Annotated in this window: 18 protein-coding genes; 13 read left to right on the plus strand and 5 right to left on the minus strand. The window is 70.9% G+C overall.

Annotated elements, in window-relative coordinates; translation table 11 throughout:
* The 6 genes from ACYVK5_RS08095 to ACYVK5_RS08120 all read left to right on the plus strand — a co-directional run.
* Positions 1–252: DUF6879 family protein (locus tag ACYVK5_RS08095; protein WP_460703659.1), on the plus strand; the 252-nt coding region annotated here is incomplete at its 5' end.
* Entirely contained in the window at positions 188–1,102 is a 915-nt protein-coding gene (locus tag ACYVK5_RS08100; RefSeq protein WP_460703661.1) for a helix-turn-helix domain-containing protein, read from the plus strand. The genes ACYVK5_RS08095 and ACYVK5_RS08100, both read left to right, overlap by 65 nt.
* 45 nt (positions 1,103–1,147) lie before the next feature.
* The gene (locus ACYVK5_RS08105; RefSeq protein WP_460703663.1) at positions 1,148–1,315 is read left to right on the plus strand and encodes a hypothetical protein; all 168 of its coding nucleotides are present in this window, start codon (positions 1,148–1,150) and stop codon (positions 1,313–1,315) included.
* A 23-nt stretch (positions 1,316–1,338) separates the two neighbouring features.
* Complete coding sequence (locus tag ACYVK5_RS08110; protein ID WP_460703665.1) at positions 1,339–1,509, plus strand: hypothetical protein; 171 nt, start codon at positions 1,339–1,341, stop codon at positions 1,507–1,509.
* Positions 1,506–1,778: a hypothetical protein gene (locus ACYVK5_RS08115; protein WP_460703667.1), complete on the plus strand. Its 273-nt coding sequence runs from the start codon at positions 1,506–1,508 to the stop codon at positions 1,776–1,778. The genes ACYVK5_RS08110 and ACYVK5_RS08115 overlap by 4 nt, the downstream gene beginning before the upstream one ends.
* A gap of 250 nt (positions 1,779–2,028) precedes the next feature.
* Positions 2,029–2,388, plus strand: coding sequence for a hypothetical protein (locus ACYVK5_RS08120; RefSeq protein ID WP_460703669.1), 360 nt, complete (start codon positions 2,029–2,031; stop codon positions 2,386–2,388).
* Positions 2,389–2,451: 63 nt separating this feature from the next.
* On the opposite strand, the gene ACYVK5_RS08125 is transcribed toward ACYVK5_RS08120, so the two are convergent.
* The gene (locus tag ACYVK5_RS08125) at positions 2,452–2,946 is read right to left on the minus strand and encodes a GNAT family N-acetyltransferase (protein WP_460703671.1); all 495 of its coding nucleotides are present in this window, start codon (positions 2,944–2,946) and stop codon (positions 2,452–2,454) included.
* Positions 2,947–3,364: 418 nt separating this feature from the next.
* Here ACYVK5_RS08125 and ACYVK5_RS08130 point away from each other — a divergent pair, with 418 nt between their 5' ends.
* Both ACYVK5_RS08130 and ACYVK5_RS08135 read left to right on the plus strand, forming a co-directional pair.
* A complete protein-coding gene (locus ACYVK5_RS08130) occupies positions 3,365–4,042 on the plus strand; it encodes a GIY-YIG nuclease family protein (protein ID WP_460703673.1) in 678 nt (225 codons plus the stop codon).
* A 68-nt stretch (positions 4,043–4,110) separates the two neighbouring features.
* Positions 4,111–4,755, plus strand: a complete 645-nt coding sequence (locus ACYVK5_RS08135; RefSeq protein WP_460703675.1) for a maleylpyruvate isomerase N-terminal domain-containing protein — start codon at positions 4,111–4,113, stop codon at positions 4,753–4,755.
* 174 nt (positions 4,756–4,929) lie between these two features.
* Here the strand turns inward: ACYVK5_RS08135 and ACYVK5_RS08140 are convergent, their stop codons facing one another.
* Positions 4,930–5,391 (minus strand): VOC family protein, encoded by a 462-nt coding sequence (locus tag ACYVK5_RS08140; protein WP_460703677.1) that lies wholly within the window; start codon positions 5,389–5,391, stop codon positions 4,930–4,932.
* Positions 5,388–6,032, minus strand: a complete 645-nt coding sequence (locus ACYVK5_RS08145; protein ID WP_460703679.1) for a DinB family protein — start codon at positions 6,030–6,032, stop codon at positions 5,388–5,390. Before ACYVK5_RS08145 ends, ACYVK5_RS08140 begins: the two co-directional genes overlap by 4 nt.
* 61 nt (positions 6,033–6,093) lie before the next feature.
* On the opposite strand from ACYVK5_RS08145, the gene ACYVK5_RS08150 reads away from it, so the two are divergent.
* Positions 6,094–7,092 carry a helix-turn-helix transcriptional regulator gene (locus ACYVK5_RS08150; protein WP_460703681.1) on the plus strand — a complete coding sequence of 333 codons (999 nt, stop codon included), beginning with the start codon at positions 6,094–6,096 and terminating at the stop codon, positions 7,090–7,092.
* A gap of 106 nt (positions 7,093–7,198) precedes the next feature.
* Here the strand turns inward: ACYVK5_RS08150 and ACYVK5_RS08155 are convergent, their stop codons facing one another.
* Positions 7,199–7,957 carry an SDR family NAD(P)-dependent oxidoreductase gene (locus ACYVK5_RS08155; RefSeq protein WP_460703683.1) on the minus strand — a complete coding sequence of 253 codons (759 nt, stop codon included), beginning with the start codon at positions 7,955–7,957 and terminating at the stop codon, positions 7,199–7,201.
* A 48-nt stretch (positions 7,958–8,005) separates the two neighbouring features.
* On the opposite strand from ACYVK5_RS08155, the gene ACYVK5_RS08160 reads away from it, so the two are divergent.
* Positions 8,006–8,536, plus strand: coding sequence for a MarR family winged helix-turn-helix transcriptional regulator (locus ACYVK5_RS08160; RefSeq protein ID WP_460703685.1), 531 nt, complete (start codon positions 8,006–8,008; stop codon positions 8,534–8,536).
* A 323-nt stretch (positions 8,537–8,859) separates the two neighbouring features.
* Positions 8,860–10,968: an HNH endonuclease signature motif containing protein gene (locus ACYVK5_RS08165; protein ID WP_460703687.1), complete on the plus strand. Its 2,109-nt coding sequence runs from the start codon at positions 8,860–8,862 to the stop codon at positions 10,966–10,968.
* Positions 10,969–11,031: 63 nt separating this feature from the next.
* Here ACYVK5_RS08165 and ACYVK5_RS08170 read toward each other — a convergent pair whose 3' ends face one another.
* Positions 11,032–11,583, minus strand: a complete 552-nt coding sequence (locus tag ACYVK5_RS08170) for a GNAT family N-acetyltransferase (protein WP_460703689.1) — start codon at positions 11,581–11,583, stop codon at positions 11,032–11,034.
* Positions 11,584–11,814: 231 nt separating this feature from the next.
* On the opposite strand from ACYVK5_RS08170, the gene ACYVK5_RS08175 reads away from it, so the two are divergent.
* Complete coding sequence (locus ACYVK5_RS08175) at positions 11,815–12,789, plus strand: hypothetical protein (RefSeq protein ID WP_460703691.1); 975 nt, start codon at positions 11,815–11,817, stop codon at positions 12,787–12,789.
* Positions 12,790–12,932: 143 nt separating this feature from the next.
* The coding region (locus tag ACYVK5_RS08180; protein WP_460703693.1) for a GntR family transcriptional regulator at positions 12,933–13,330 on the plus strand (398 nt) is incomplete at its 3' end.

Raw genomic sequence — 13,330 nt, forward strand, 5'->3', positions numbered from 1 at the left:
GACCGGTTCCACACCGCCCTGGGCATGAAGTCCCCGATCGAGTTCGAGACCGGCCAGCCGGCGTTCGACTACTGGATGTTCGACTCCCAAACGGTCGCCAAGATGCACTTCGACGACGAGGACACGCTTCTCGGGTTCGAACTGGTTGAGGATCCGGCCGTGGTGGTCGACATGAACCACGTGCGTGATGCAGCCTGGCACCACGCCGTCACGAGAGAAGACTTTGCCGCGAAACACTTCGACGAACACTGACATCCGGGAAGCGCGCAACGAACTGGGCGCGCGCCTTCGGGACCTTCGGCGAGCCGCTGGCCTCACGGGTCAGCGGCTCGCCGATTCGCTCGCGTGGCAGGGGTCGAAGGTCTCCAAGATCGAGAACGGTCGCCAGACCCCCACCGACGACGAGATCAAGGCGTGGTGCCGCGTCGTCGATGCCGAGGACCAAGCGGAAGCGCTTCTCGCCGACCTTCACTCCCTCCAGACCCGCCACCAGGAGTGGCAGCGCATGATGCGTGGCGGCCTGGGGCAGGTGCAGTCGGGGGTGGCTCGCCGGGAGGAGACCACGCGCATCTTCCGCAGCTATCAGTCCCTGGTCGTGCCCGGCCTGTTCCAGACCCCGGACTACGCGCGCGGCCTGCTCGAACGGGCCAGCCAGGTCTGGACGCAGGGCACAGGTGTGGATGAGGCGGTCATGGCGAGGATGCGCCGGCAGGAGGTCCTGTTCGATACCTCGAAGAAGTTCCGCATCGTACTCACCGAGGCGGTACTGCTGTACGCGGTGTGCTCCCCAGAGGCAATGCTCGCTCAACTCGATCGGCTCATGACCGTGTCGATGCTGCCCAACGTGCGGCTGGGGATCATCCCCTTCGAGCGAGAGTGTGCCATCGCGCCGGAACACAGCTTCTGGGTCTACGACGACCAGCTCGTGCTGTTCGAGACCATCTCCGCACAACTCAACCTGCAGCAGCCCCAGGAGATCGACCTGTACTCCAAGGTGTTCGAGTCCATGGCACTGGACGCGGACTACGACCGGAAGGCGCGCGCGATCATTTACCGAGCTTGCGAGCAGATCGCCGCGCGAACCTCTACCGAGCAAGAATGAGGAAATTCCTCGCGGCATGCGCGGTGTGCACATAACTTCCAGGGCATGACGACGCCCGAGCAGGCCGACCCGCAGCCCCCGATCCGCCACATCAGCGATTCCCCGTGCTACGAGCCCGGCTGTGACGGGATCGCCGAGCTGGGCGAGGCCTACTGCTGGCAGCACGTCGGCGCGGACGACTGGGCAGAGCGGCTCCGCAGGGGCGAGCGATGAGCGCAGAGGCCGAGGAATCGACGATGACGTCGATTCGGCAGGTGCGAATTGTGACCGGCCGGTTCGCCGGACAGTCGGGCCGCCTCGTCGGGTCCGGCCCAGAGCGAGCGACCGTGGACCTGGGCGTGGACATCGACGGCGGCAGCGGCGTCGTGGTCGTGCCCGTCTCGGCAGTCCGAGAGGCCGAGAAATGACGGCCGGGGAAGCCGTCGACAGCGGCTGGGACGACGGTACGTTCTACGACACCACCGACCCGGCCGACCGGCCCCGCGTGTGGCAGGTGGGCGATCGCGTGAAGCGCGTGGACGGCCCGCCGATCCTGCTCGGCTCGGTCGGGACCGTTGTCGAAGTCGACCTTCCGGGAATGTGGCCGATCAGGGTGCGGATCGACGCGAGAGCTGGATTCGGAAAGGTCCTGTGTGCCGCTCACGAACTGGCACCGGCCGACGAGGACACCTCGTGATCTGGCAGGACGTGTGGGTCGATTGTCGCGCAGGCATTGCTGCGCGACCGCGCAGTCGGCGTCGTCCAGCGTCGTCCCGTTCACCGCCCTCATCGCCCTCATCGCCCTGCTCGCAGAGCACTGAAAGCATTCTCTACCGGCAAGGACCCTGAGCCGCGACATCACCGAACCCGAAGAAGACGCCATCGAGGACGGGGTCCCCGAGGTGTACGGGCTCACGGGTGGACGAGGATCGACCGAGGTGCACGTGGTGGTCGAGAGCGATTCGTTCATCGACGCGGTCACCACGGCTGTATGGAAGGTCGAGGCGACAGGTCAGAAGATCTCGGGGCTGGCTCTGGACGACACGGTGTCGGTCGAGGAGATCGCTGCCCGTGCCGGGCGTGATGCCGAGGCTGTGCGTGCCATGACAGGCGACGTCGAGTTCCCTTCGGAGGCGATCCCCGAAGCATGGGGCTGGGCGGAGGTGTCCCAGTGGCTGCTCAAGCGTGACCCGGATCAGCGGTTCGAGGTCGACGAACAAGCAACCGTCGCTGATCTCATCCTGCACGCGCGGTCATCACTCACCCCCGATCATCGCGTCGAGTGGGCACGCCTCCTGACACTCTGACGCGACACCGGAAGGCGAACCGAGAAGCGCGGCCTCGCCGCCCTTGCGGGGCTGCGCACGAAGTTAGCTGAGCAGGAGTTCGTAGACGGCGCGGTCCTTGCCGGGCCCCTTGAAGTCGGAGATCACCTGGACGCCGTGGACCTCCCGATCGCCGGGAACGTTGGACCAGCCCAGCTTCTGCCATGCGGCGTCGGCCGCCTGATTGTCCGGCTCTGAGGTGAGCCACAGGCGGGCGCAGCCCCACGCCTGGGCCTGACCGCGCACCGAGTCCAGCAGCGCCGTGGTGACGCCCAGGCGCCGGTGGTCGGGGTGCACCATCACGTCCTGCACGTACACCTGGTCGGGGTCGTCCTGGCTGCGAAAAGCCATGACCGCGCCGGCCAGCGTGCCGTCGACGTGTGCGACCGGGCAGGTGGAGGAGAACAGCGTGGCGTACGCCCAGTAGTCCGAGGCCGTCCGAGCGGTGATGGACGGTGCTCCCAGGTCCATCAGTTGGATGACATCGGCGATCATCGGGACGGTCAGCGGGGAGACGGCGACGGTCCTTACGTCGTTCATGCAGTCCTCTCGAAAGGTCGGGCGACGAGGCCTCTCAGGGCCGCCGTCGCGCGGTGGGGGTCGGCTGACTCTTTCACGGCGCGCCCGGCGACCAGGATGTCCCAGTCGGGGCTCGCCGCAGCACGAACGCGTGGGAACAGGACGCGACGAACTCGCACACCCTGCCAGTTCGTCATGTCATCTCACTTCCGGCCCGACATCGGAGTATGGCCGCAACGCTTGGTCGTCGCCAGGCTCGCCCCGTCGAGTCGTTGGTGATCCAGTGCGTATCGGCGCGATGTCGGACATGGGGTAGAACGGGCACATGCACTTCACGCTGGATGGGGAGACGTTCGAGCTCACCGCTGACATGGTTCGAGCCAGGCTCGACGGGCACGTACCCGGGCTGATCAGGGAGTACTGGGTCGAGATCGACGGTATGCGCTGGCCGGTCAAGGAGGTCATCTCGATTGCGACCGGTGTGGCCCGAACGCGGTTCAACTCCCAGGCGGCGCGCCGCTGGCTCCCCCAACTCGGATTCACGATCGGCAGTGACGCCACGGGCACCGGGTTGATGGACGCGACTCCGCGAATGCGGTTGGGGCGGCGGGCAGGCGTCGACGTCGCTGCGCTGGAACTGCTGGATCAGGTCGACGTCGCGGCACGGTTCACCTGGCTGCGCGCCGGGGAAGTCACGCTCGACGAGGACGGGATCCCTGCGTTTCCCGCTCTCCCCGATGCACCAGGGCTGTACCGCTTCGACTTCGGGCACGACGAGGAAGGCACCCGGGTGATCTACGTCGGCGAGTCCGTCTCGATCCGCCGCCGCGCGAGCAACTACCGCAACGCGAAGACCGACCGGAGTCGACAGCGCACGAGCCGCCGCATCCACAAGGAAATCGTCAGTCACCTCGGCCGTGGCGGAACGATTGCCTTCGCGATCGCGGACGAGGTGGTGCTCGCCTACGGCGGGCCTGTCGACCTTCGGCTCCGATCCGGACGTCGGCTCGCGGAGAACGCCGCCGTGCTGGCCGCCCAACTCGACCCCGCCGTAGCGGTGCTCAACATCGACACTGATCTATCTCAGGATGACGGCCGGGCAGACGAGAACAGTTGAGTGCACATCACCCCGGGGGCAGCTCCATCGCGCCGCCGACGTCGCCGGTAGATGGCTACGCTGACCAGGTGGAACACTCCTCCTTCATCGACGGCGTCCGCATCTCCGTCGACCTCGCCGCGCGGCCCGAGGTTGCCGCGGCCTGGTCGGATGAGTCCTCCTGCGCGGGCATGACCGTTGGCGGGCTGACGAACCACCTGCTGACCCAGATCCACCAACTGCGGGCCCTCCTGGAGACCGACCCGGCCGCCCTGCCCGCCGGCCTCGAGGTCCTCACGGCCCGTGAGCACTACGCCCGGGCCGCCTGGGTCGCCGACGCGCTCGACGGCCCCGTCAACACCAGGATCCGCGATGTCGGCGAGACCGGTGCGAGCGCCGGTCCCGAGGCCGTCGTCGCCCGGGCGCGAGAGGCCCTCGCCGCCGCCGGGGCACTGCTCGCCGCCCCACGCACCCCCGACGTCGTCGCACCCTCGTGGCTGGCCTGGGGCCTCACCACCGACGACTTCCTCCTTACGCGCCTGGTCGAGACGACCGTGCACTGCGACGACCTGGCAGCGAGCGTCGGCCTGGGCACGCCGCGTTTCTCCGACGACGTCGCGGACGCCGTCGTACGCCTGCTGACCGACGTCGCCCACGACCGGCACGGGCAGACCGCGATGCTCCGGATGCTGACGCGGCCCCAGCGGGCACCGGAGGGAGTCAGCGCGTTCTGACGCTGCAAGCTCGTCCGGAACCAGGCGCCGGCACCCTCGCCACGAGTTCGTGGAGCGCGCCGACGAAGCGCCACCTCCACTCCTTGTGGGGCGCTGGATACGTGACCCGCGGGCCGTACCCGCAGGTCACGCCAATGCGGAAGGCCCTCACGCGGCCCGCCGCCCCGCACCCACTCAGTCCAGGCAGAACTCGTTCCCCTCCGGATCCTGCATCACGATGAACCCGATGCTCAGCGGCGGGTCCGGCTCGAAGCGCCGCACGCGGGTCGCACCCAGCGCGACCAGCCGGTCACACTCCTTCTCCAGCGCGGCCATGCGTTCGTCGCCACTGAGGTCGGACGCCGTGCGGACGTCGAGGTGGACGCGGTTCTTGGCGACCTTCTCCTCGGGAACCTGCTGGAAGAACAGGCGTGGCCCCTTCTCGTCGGGGTCTTCGAGAGCGTTGGAGCTGTTGCGCTGTTCCACGGGGACGCCGCCGCGTTCCAGGAAGTCGTCCCAGGCGGCGAGCGGGTCCGCGCCCGGCTCGGGCGAGACGCCGGGCGGGAACGGGTGCACGTAGCCGAGCACGTCCCGCCAGAAGGTGGAGAGCGCTCGCGGGTCACGGGCGTCGAAGGTGATCTGGATGACGCGGCTCATGGCTGAACTCCGATCGGGTGCGAGGCCGTCGGGGCGTGTGTGTGGGTGTGCAGGTAGAGGTCGCGCAGCAGGCAGACCTCGGACAGGTGGTGGATCAGCTCACGGTTGATGTGCAGCACCAGCTCCGTCATCGGCGCCTCCGGGAAGGGCTCGGCGGGGCCGACCGGGCGGGCGAGGCCATCGTCGCCGAGCGCGCGGACCCCGGCCAGCCAGACGGCGATCTGCTCGTCGAGCTGGTCGAGCGCGGTGGCCGCATCCCCGGCATAGTCCCAGGTCTCGTACGCCGCGGCGGGCGCGCCGAAGTGGGCCGCGTTGCGGACCGCCAGGCAGCCGACGATCACGTGTCCGAGCCGCCAGGCGATCGTCGTCAGCGGCGACGGCGTGGGCTCGGGGAACGCGAAGTCGATGGTGAAGTCCCCGGTTCCGCCCTGGATCGGAGCGGTGGACGTGCCGCGGGGGCGGACGTTCCAGGTGTCGGGGACCGGCTCCCAGAAGTACTCGTCGTCGGAGAGCGGCTCGTAGACGCCGGGCAGTCCGCGGAAGCGGGGACGCAAGTGGTGCTGCCAGTGCCAGTCGAGCTGGTCGGACAGCATGCGCGCCGTCGTGCGGTCCGCGCCGGGGGTGGTGTCGTCGTCGTTCATGGAACGAGGTTCGCACCCGAAGCGGACAGAATGTGTCCGCAGTGTCTGCGAGACTGCCGACGTGGACGACCTACGCGACGAGCACGACGACGCACGCGGCACGACCGAGCGCGTCCTGACCCTGCTCGGACTGCTCCAGCAGCGGCGCGTCTGGGCCGGTCCCGAGCTCGCCACGCGGATGCGGGTGACGACCAGGACGGTCCGCCGCGACGTCGACCGGCTGCGCGCCCTCGGCTATCCCGTGCACTCGAGCCACGGGACGGGCGGTGGGTACCAGCTCGGCGCGGGGCAGGTGCTCCCGCCGCTCCTGCTCGACGACGAGGAGGTGATCGCCGTCGTCGCGGCGCTGCTGGCCGGTGTCGGCGATGCCGGCAGCGGGGGAGAGGCGGCGCTGCGTACCCTGACCAAGCTCGACCAGGTGCTGCCCTCGCGGCTGCGCAACGACGTGCGCGCGCTGGAGGCGGCCGTCGAGTCGTTCGGGCGGGGACGTCACCCCGCCGACCCGGACGTGCTCATCGAGACCGCCCGGGCGTGCCGGGACGGCGTCGAGCTGGGTTTCGACTACCGGACGCGGGCCGGCGCGACCAGCCAGCGCCGCGTCGAGCCCTACCGCCTCGTCGCCTCCGAGCGGCAGTGGTACCTCCTGGCCTTCGACCGCGACCGCGACGACTGGCGCACGTTCCGCGTGGACCGCATGAGCGACGTCCGGGCCCGGACCTGGCGGTTCGAGCAGCGGGCGGTGCCCGCGGAAGCAGCCGCCTACGTCCAGGAGGCCGTCGCCGACCGGGTGTATCCGCGGCACGCGCGTTTCCTGGTGCGCGCCGCCGCCGACGTCGTCCGGGCGCGGGTGCCGGCTTCGGCCGCCGTCGTCCACCCCCGGGACGCGACGACCTGCGAGATCTCCGCGGGCGGGCGCGACCTGGACCTGCTGCTCCTGCATGTCACCCTGCTGGGGCACGAGTTCGAGGTACTGGAGCCCGCGGAACTCGTGGAACGCTGCGAGATCATGGCGGCCCGCCTCCGTTCGGCGGCCGGCCGCGCCGCCGGCGACGACACCTGAAAGGCCGCCCGCGCGCGACCACGTCATTATGCGTGGTGGTTGCGCAACCACCACGCACAACGACGTGGTCGGCGCCGGACGGGTCGTGCGGCCCGGGGCCGGTGCGTCAGCGGGTCGTGTGGGCGCCGCCGTTCACGTGGAGGGTCTGCCCCGTGACGTGGCGGGCGTCCGGAGAGGCGAGGAACCAGGCCAGGCCGGCGACGTCGGCGGGCAGGCCGGCACGCTTGTCGTGGGTCGCGGCGATCAGGCGCTCGCGGCGCTCGTCCGCGAGCCTGCCGCGGAAGTAACCGGTCTCGTCGATGAAGCCCGGCGCGATGCAGTTGGCGGTGATCCCTCGCGGCCCGACACGCGCGGACAGCCCGGCCGTCCACGCCTGGACAGCGGCCTTCGCGACGCCGTAGGAGGAGCCCGCGTATCCCGCGCCGATCGAGCCGACCGTGATGATCGAGCCGCCCTCGGGCATCTCCGGAAGCGTGGCCTCGACCGTGAGCACGGTGCTGATCAGGTTGGCGTCGAGGTTGGCGCGCCAGGCGCCGGCGGCCTCGGCGAGGCGCTCGGCCTCGGTGGGCGCGGTGCGGTCGGTCTCGGCGGAGCCGGCGTCGGCTCGGTCGAAGTCGGTGTTGCCGCCGGCCATGCCGACGACGACGTCCACCGGGCGCCCGAGACCTGCGACCAGGTCCGCGACGTCGCCGGGGCGGCCGACGTCGCACGGCACCGGCCGGGCACCGATGGCCTCGGCGGCGCGCGCGAGCCGGGCGGCGTCGCGGCCGGTGACGACGACGTCGTCTCCCGCTGCGACGAAGCGCCGGGCGACCGCGCTGCCCAGACCGCCGGAGCCGCCGGTGACGAGGATGAGACGGGGCATGAGGTGATCCTCCTGTAGATTTAGATCTAAACATACAGGAGGTTCGGTATGACGGAGTACCCGATGGACGGCACCGGGGCCGTCCCCGCCGCCGACATCGCCGCAGCGTGGGATCGCGAGTTGCCGGGCGTGCCGACGTCGTCGATCGGCGTGATCACGCCGCTGTGGCGGGTTGCGAAAGCCCTCGCCGACGAACGTCGCCGGACGATCCGGCGCCTCGGGATCGACCCCGCGACGCTCGACCTGCTCAGTACCCTGCGCCGCGCCGGCGAGCCCTGGTCGCTCACCACGCGCGACCTGACGGAGCGCTGCCTCGTCACGGCGGGCGCGATCTCCCAGCGCGTGGCCCGGGCGGAGCGGGAAGGACTGGTGACGCGGGCGCCGTCGTCGGTGTCGCGGCGGGCGGTCGCGGTGACGCTGACGGATCAGGGGCACCGGGCCGTGGAGCGGACGGTGCGCGAGCTGCTCCTGCATGAGGAAGGGCTGGTGGCGGGCCTGCCGACGGGGGAGCGGCAGGTGCTGGGCGAGTTGCTGGAGAGGCTGGGCGAGAACGTGCGCGGGGGTGGTGACGGCGGGTGAGCCCTGGCGCCCGGGCGAGACGCGGGCGACGCGGCGGGGCGCGACGAGTGCGGCTGGCCGTGCTCTGATCGGGCTGTGTGTCGGTGTGTCCATCTAATGTCTCCCCCGGAGTGGCAGTCATATCGTTGCTCTGGATCCATCAGATACCTTCGGCACCGATGCGGCAAGTTATCCACAGATTCATCTCTCCGATAGCTGTTGCAAGGCCCGCCGCATAGGATCGAACAGACGAGGAAGTGATCGAACGAGTCTGAACGGGGGTGTGACTCATGGCGGGTTCGGTGTTCGACGGCGCTGCTGGGCGTACGCCCGGGATGGGTGTGTTGCCTGACGATGTCGAGTGGGTCAGCGGCACGGACGAGATCGGTGGCCAGTTCGACACGGGCGAGTTCGGCGACCCGGAGTGCGATGACGTCGAGGTGGTGGACGCGTCCGGGCTGCCGGTGTTGCCGCCGGATCACACGGAGCAGGAGCTGGCGGCGATTCTGGCGACGGATCCCTTGAACGACCCGGAGATGGAGGATGCCGCAGCCGAGTACGTGTCGCGGGGTCCGGACGGACGGCCTGGCGTGGTCGTCGATCTGTCGCGGCTGCGGCTGGAGGATCTCGGCAGCCGGGTCCCGGGTGTGGTGCTGGCCGGCGTGCTCGAGGGCCTGACTGGGCTGGAGCCGTCGTTCGATGCCCTCACCGCGGACACCGGCGCGCACCACGGGACGGAGGTCGGTGCGCAGGCGTTGCAGGCTCTGGCCGACGGTGAGCTGCGGCGTGTGGTGGCGGGCTGGGAGCGTGTGGCGTCGTGGGCGCGGGCTGCGCAGGCGCGGGTGGCGGCTGAGTTGATGGCGCGTGCGGATGGTCCGCTGGGCCGGGACTCGGCCGGCGGCGAGATCGCGGCCGAACTGCATGTGACCACGCCCGAGGGCTGGCTGATCGCCCTGCGTGGTGAGGGCACGAGCTTGTATCCGGATCTGGGTGAAGCGCTGGCCGCAGGTGGTGTGGACGCGAAGAAGGCGGACACGTTCCTGCGTGCCGGCGCCGAGCTGAGCATCGAGGAGCGGGGTGCGGCGATCACGGACCTGCTCCCGGGCGCCCGCACCCGCACGTGGCGGTGGGTCAGGGAGCAGATGAACGCCCGCGCGGCCGAGGTGCACGGCCGCAAGGCGCGCCGCCGTGAGATCACCGACCGGTGCAACGTGTGGGCCGAACAGGCCGGCCCCGGCATGGGCCGCATCACCGCCGACCTGCCCGTGGTGGACACAGCCCGCACGTTCAACGCGGTCCAGGCCGCCGCCAAGGCCCTCAAGGACACCCCGGGCGAGACCCGCCCCCTGGGCGCCCTGCGCGCCGCGGCCCTGACCGCCCTGATCACCGGCGACCTCGTCCTACCCTGCCCCGACGACGAAGCCGAGGAACCAATGTCCGACGCAGAACCGCCCCACACCGACGGCACCACATCGACGGCCACCGCACCGGGGGCGGCCACCGCACCGGGGGTGAGCGCCGGACCGGGTGCAGGCGGCTTCGGTGGTGATGGCGCAGCGCCGGTCCACGCGCGCCTAGCCGACCAGGAGCCACCCCGGCTGGTCGAGCCGGTGCTGGACACCGACCTGATCCCCGTCCCGGACGACCCGCACGGTATCGTGCTGACCGGGCCCGTTGGCGGCCTCGGCACGGGCTGCAGCGTGTCGAATGCCGGCGCGTCCGGTGCCACCGGCAACAGCGCCACCGGCAAGAGCGCGAGCAGCGACGGGAGAATGAGCGGCGCCGTAGCGGGCACGCGGGTGCGGGTCATCGACGTGACCGCGTCCGTGAACGTGACCGTGCCGGCCGGCATGCTGCTGGACCCCGAGGACACCACCCCCGGCATCCTGGACGGCATCGGACCCATCCCTGCCGACGTTGCCGCACGCATCGCCACCGACGCCACCTGGCGCCGGCTCCTGACCGACCCGGTCTCCGGGATCCTGACCGACTACTCGACCCGCACCTACACCCCCGGGGCCACGCTGCGGGCCGCCATCACGGCACGCGACGAGACCTGCCGGTTCCCCGGCTGCCACCGGCCCGCTACCACCGGCGGCCGCACAGCAGTCGACCTCGACCACATCGAACCCTTCGATCCGGAGCGTCACTACCGACCCGGTGAACTCGGCCAGACCCGGGCAGACAACCTGCATACCCTCTGCAGAAAACACCATAACCTCAAAACCCATGCCAACTGGCATGTCGCTCGTGACCCCGAGACCGGGACCACCCACTGGACCCCACCTACCGGCACCACCACCGTCGTCGAGCCCGCCATCGTGGACCCCACCATCCGCTACGCCCTGGCCCAGGGCATGACACTCGCCAAGCCGCGCGAGGCACCAGAGCCACCCGAACCACCTTCGACACCTGGAGCGGGTCCATCGGCATCCAGCCCGCCCCCGTTCTGAGCGCCGTGCCGACCTCCGATCCGGTTCGATCCGGGGGTCGGTGCCGCGCCCGTGCGTGTGGCTTCACCGCGACGTGGTGAACGAGATCCACGTGTCGGGCGGCAGGTCCGGCCTGTCGGGGATGGGCCGGTGCTCCTCGGTCCACGCCTTTCCGGCAGCCTCCGTGGCGACCGAGCGCCAGAAGCGGACGGCGGGTGCGTTGGTGTCCTGGAAGGCGACTTCCCAGGGTCCCGGGAAGAGTGCGAGGACCTCGGCGGCGAGTCTCTGTCCGACGCCGGCCCGGCGCGCACCGCGGACGACGAAGAACGAGTTCAGCACGCGGGTCGGGCCTGAGGTGTCGCGGACCAGTGCGAATCCCGCAGGTCGAGGCTCGGCTGCCGGTTGTCCGGGACCGCCGTCGGCCGGTGGCTTCACGTGAGCCAGGACGCCGCACCATCCAGGATCGGTGAGTGCGGCGTCGAGGCGTTCGCGGCGGAAGGCGCCGTCCGGATTCGGCAGCGTGCCCGTGAGTCCCGACATCTCGTGCCGGAACAGGTGCCAGAGGCGTTCGAGAAGGGCGGCGTCCTCCGGCGTGGCCGGTCGCGTCGTGAGGGAAGCGGCAAATGATGTGGTCATACACAAGAGCCTCGAGCGCCGGGTGGCGCACGAAGCTGTCGTCATTCTCCCACGAATCGGCCGCTCTCCCACGAATCGGCCGTCGTGGGCCGGCTGGCACGGGCATCTGCAGATCGGCGACCACAGGTCGGTCGTCGTCTGAGGTCCAAGATCCTGAAGAGATGCGTCGTTGCGCGCTGGACCCATCCTCTGATTCAATGAGTCAACGCATTGATTCATTGGAGGTGTCTTGTGGCTGCTGGTCTCGGACTGTTCGCCATCCTGGGGCTCGTCGTGCTGCCCGTACTCGTCACGATGCTCGTCGTCGTGCTCGTGCGGCGGCTCGGTGCCGACGACGAGGCGAGGTGGTCCCCACCGAGGCCCGCCGTCCATGCACGCCGGCACGAACTGCTGATCGCCGCGGCGTCGGCGCTCGCGGCCGTCGTCTGTGCCGGGGTGGTGCTGAGCCTTCCGGTGGCGAGAACGGGTGGGTACGGCCCGGTGGCGGCGGTCCCCGGATTTTTCCAGGCGTTGGGGCCCTTCGCCGCCGTGGTCGTGTTCTGCGCCGTGCGTGCGGTCGGCGAGCTGACATGGCCGCGCCCCTCGGGGGCGGTGCGCACGGCCCCGCTCGTGCGGCGCACGGTGTGGTCGCTCGGCGGGGCCCGGCTGCGGTGGCTCCTCGCGACGGCGCTGGTCCTGGTGGTGGCGCTGGTCCTGTTCGGCCTGGTGGCCGGGGAGGATGGCAGGCGGTTCGACCACCCGCCGGTCGTCTGGCCGGACGGCGGCGTCTCGGGGTCGTCGCGGGGGCCGTTCCCCGGGTGGCCCTACGGCGTGCCGCTGCTCTCCGGGCTCGTGGTCGCGTTGCTCGCCACGGTGGCGACCCTCCGGCTCATCGCGCGCCGGTCGCCGCTGGCGCGGGTCCCCGCCGAGCACGACGCCGCCGTCCGCGGCACCAGCGCGGCACGGCTGCTGGGCGGGGTGCAGATCTTCGTCGGGGGCACGCTGGGCATCACGCTGTGGATCGCGGGTAGCGCGTTCGGGCACCGTGGCGCGCTTCCGGACGGAGCTGCCGCCGCGGCGTGGTTGTCCGGTGTGGGTGTCGCTCTGATGGTCGCCGGGATCGCGATCGGCGTCACCTCCGGAATCTCCGGGCTTCTCGCGGCGGTCCCGCACCGCCCCGCCGTCGTCCGGGACCCGGTCCGCCGCGAGGGGGGCGTCCGGGCATGACCGATCCGGGTGCGATGGGGCGGGACCCGACGGGGCCGGGACCGACCGAGCCGGGATCGACCGGGCCAGGACCCAGCCGGCCGGGTCCCACCGGTTCAACGCCCACCGGCCCAACGCCGACCGGCCCGGTACCCACCGGGCCGATGCCCACCGAGCTCCGGGTCGACCTGTCCTCCCCGATTCCCGTCTACGAGCAGATCCGCTCGCAGGTCGTGGCGCTGGTCGCGGTCAGGGCGCTCGGGGCGGGGGACCGGCTGCCCGCCTCGCGGGACCTGGCGCGCGATCTCGGGATCGCGGTGGGCACGGTCCAGCGCGCCTACCGGGAGCTGGAGGCGGGCGGCACCGTGGTGAGCCGGCGTCGCGTCGGCACCGTGATCGCTCCCGCCCCCCGGCGGGAGAAGTCGCCGGAGGACGCGGCCGCGCGGTCGGGCGACGGGGACCTGCTGCGCCGCACCCGTGATCTGGTCCACCGGGCCCGCGCGGCGGGCCTTGCCGACGAAGCGGTCCTCGACATGGTGCGCGGCGCGCTCCGGACGGAGCG

This window comes from Myceligenerans halotolerans (assembly GCF_054782975.1).

Bases quoted from the DNA above. Each gene is read 5' to 3' on its own strand.
- ACYVK5_RS08100 (WP_460703661.1), top strand. From the start codon at position 188: ATGCAGCCTGGCACCACGCCGTCACGAGAGAAGACTTTGCCGCGAAAC.
- ACYVK5_RS08105 (WP_460703663.1), top strand. From the start codon at position 1,148: ATGACGACGCCCGAGCAGGCCGACCCGCAGCCCCCGATCCGCCACATC.
- ACYVK5_RS08110 (WP_460703665.1), top strand. From the start codon at position 1,339: ATGACGTCGATTCGGCAGGTGCGAATTGTGACCGGCCGGTTCGCCGGA.
- ACYVK5_RS08115 (WP_460703667.1), top strand. From the start codon at position 1,506: ATGACGGCCGGGGAAGCCGTCGACAGCGGCTGGGACGACGGTACGTTC.
- ACYVK5_RS08125 (WP_460703671.1), bottom strand. From the start codon at position 2,946: ATGAACGACGTAAGGACCGTCGCCGTCTCCCCGCTGACCGTCCCGATG.
- ACYVK5_RS08130 (WP_460703673.1), top strand. From the start codon at position 3,365: ATGCGCTGGCCGGTCAAGGAGGTCATCTCGATTGCGACCGGTGTGGCC.
- ACYVK5_RS08140 (WP_460703677.1), bottom strand. From the start codon at position 5,391: ATGAGCCGCGTCATCCAGATCACCTTCGACGCCCGTGACCCGCGAGCG.
- ACYVK5_RS08145 (WP_460703679.1), bottom strand. From the start codon at position 6,032: ATGAACGACGACGACACCACCCCCGGCGCGGACCGCACGACGGCGCGC.
- ACYVK5_RS08155 (WP_460703683.1), bottom strand. From the start codon at position 7,957: ATGCCCCGTCTCATCCTCGTCACCGGCGGCTCCGGCGGTCTGGGCAGC.
- ACYVK5_RS08160 (WP_460703685.1), top strand. From the start codon at position 8,006: ATGACGGAGTACCCGATGGACGGCACCGGGGCCGTCCCCGCCGCCGAC.
- ACYVK5_RS08170 (WP_460703689.1), bottom strand. From the start codon at position 11,583: ATGACCACATCATTTGCCGCTTCCCTCACGACGCGACCGGCCACGCCG.